The sequence below is a fragment of the Scandinavium sp. genome (assembly GCF_051650185.1).
Lineage (GTDB): Bacteria > Pseudomonadota > Gammaproteobacteria > Enterobacterales > Enterobacteriaceae > Scandinavium.
In genome coordinates, this window is the sequence record NZ_JBOFIN010000072.1 from 1 (window position 1) to 1,917 (window position 1,917).

Below are 1,917 nucleotides of genomic sequence, written 5' to 3' on the forward strand. Positions count from 1 at the left end.
GAACCGTTGGATTCGGTGATTTCAGAGACCACACGCACTGTGTACGGGAACTCTTCCGCAGTCGGCATAACCGCCAGAACACCGCGCTTGGCCAGACGACCGTGACCGATTTCACGGCGCTTCGGAGAACCAACCATGCCCGTTTCACCGACGCAGTACGGCGGGAAGTTGTAGTGCAGCATGAAGCGGTCGGTGCGCTCGCCGGCCAGTTCGTCCAGGTTTTGAGCATCGCGCTCGGTACCCAGGGTACAGGCTACCAGCGCCTGAGTTTCACCACGGGTAAACAGTGCAGAACCGTGCACGCGCGGCAGCAGACCGGTACCCATGGACAGGGCACGGACCATTTGCGGGTTACGACCGTCGATACGCGGCTCACCACGCAGTACGCGGCCACGCACGATCTCGCTTTCCAGCGCATGGAACATCTCGCCAACCAGCTTGGCATCTTGGGTCTCGTCTTCGGCGACGATCTGCTCAACAACCTTCTGCTTCAGCGCAGCGATGGTTTCGTAACGCACCGCCTTCTCGGTGATGCGATAGGCTTCGCCAAGCGGAGCAGTTGCCAGCTCGGCAATCTTGTTCTTGAGAGCGGTATTGACCGCCGGAGCCTGCCAATCCCATGCCTTGGTACCGACTTCAGCGGCAAATTCGTTGATGGCTTGAATGGCGGTCTGCATCTGTTCGTGACCGTAAACAACCGCCCCCAGCATGGTCTCTTCGGAGAGGATCTTGGCTTCAGATTCAACCATCAGAACGGCGGCTTCGGTACCGGCAACAACCAGGTCCAGATCGCTGTGCTTGGTTTCGTTGTTGGTCGGGTTCAGTACATATTGGCCATTGATGTAACCGACGCGGGCAGCGCCGATAGGACCATTGAACGGAATGCCGGAGATGGCCAGCGCCGCAGACGCACCCAGAATGGCGATGATGTCAGTCGGAACCTGAGGGTTCGCAGAAACCACGGTCGCGATCACCTGAACCTCATTGAGGAAACCTTCCGGGAACAACGGACGGATTGGGCGGTCGATCAGGCGGGAGATCAGCGTTTCTGATTCACTCGGACGGCCTTCGCGCTTGAAGAAGCCACCTGGAATACGGCCAGCCGCATAGGTACGCTCTTGATAGTTGACGGTCAGCGGGAAGAAGTCACGACCAGGAACGGCCTCTTTCTTGCCGACAACGGTAACGAATACAGCGGTGTCGTCCATGCTGGCCATGACGGCGCCAGTCGCCTGACGTGCCATGACGCCAGTTTCGAGAGTTACGGTGTGTTGACCGTATTGGAAGGTCTTTACAATAGGATTCACGTGAATTTCCTTTATCTGTTTGGGTCGCTAAATTTCGCGGCAGATTATATCTGAATATCGAAACAAACGGGAATAACCGTCGCGTAATGACCAAATATATCGCCGGAATACGAACACCACATCACAAAAGGCAGTCAGAGACAGTGTCGTTCGCCAACCACGGCGATGCTGAGGCCCAAAACTGGAAACAAAAAAGGAGGCTTGCGCCTCCTTTTTTAAGAACCGTATGTCGATTAGCGACGCAGGCCCAGCTTCTGGATCAGAGCCACGTAACGGGCTTCGTCCTTACGCTTCAGGTAGTCCAGCAGCTTGCGACGCTGGGAAACCATGCGCAGCAGACCGCGACGACCGTGGTGGTCCTTAGTGTGCACTTCGAAGTGACCTTGCAGATGGTTGATCTGGGCAGTCAGCAGCGCAACTTGCACTTCAGGTGAGCCAGTGTCGTTAGCGCCACGAGCGTTGTCAGCAACGATTTGCGCCTTGATTTCAGCATTTAGTGACATAGTGATTCTCCAGTTTAAGTGATTCCCCGCCGATCACTAATTCAGCGGGGAAATGGGACGCGGCATTCTGTCACAGCCGCCCCCGGCTAGCAACTTTTTCAACGGGA

At 56.1% G+C, this 1,917-nt stretch carries 2 protein-coding genes; both read right to left on the minus strand.

Features of this window, described 5'->3' with window-relative positions:
• A partial coding sequence (gene pnp / locus ACRCWW_RS09175) for a polyribonucleotide nucleotidyltransferase (RefSeq protein WP_438682139.1) occupies positions 1–1,307 on the minus strand: 1,307 nt, incomplete at its 3' end.
• Positions 1,308–1,540: 233 nt separating this feature from the next.
• Positions 1,541–1,810, minus strand: coding sequence for a 30S ribosomal protein S15 (rpsO, locus tag ACRCWW_RS09180; protein ID WP_438682140.1), 270 nt, complete (start codon positions 1,808–1,810; stop codon positions 1,541–1,543).
• Positions 1,811–1,917 lie beyond the last annotated feature (107 nt).

Bases quoted from the DNA above. Each gene is read 5' to 3' on its own strand.
- rpsO (WP_438682140.1), bottom strand. From the start codon at position 1,810: ATGTCACTAAATGCTGAAATCAAGGCGCAAATCGTTGCTGACAACGCT.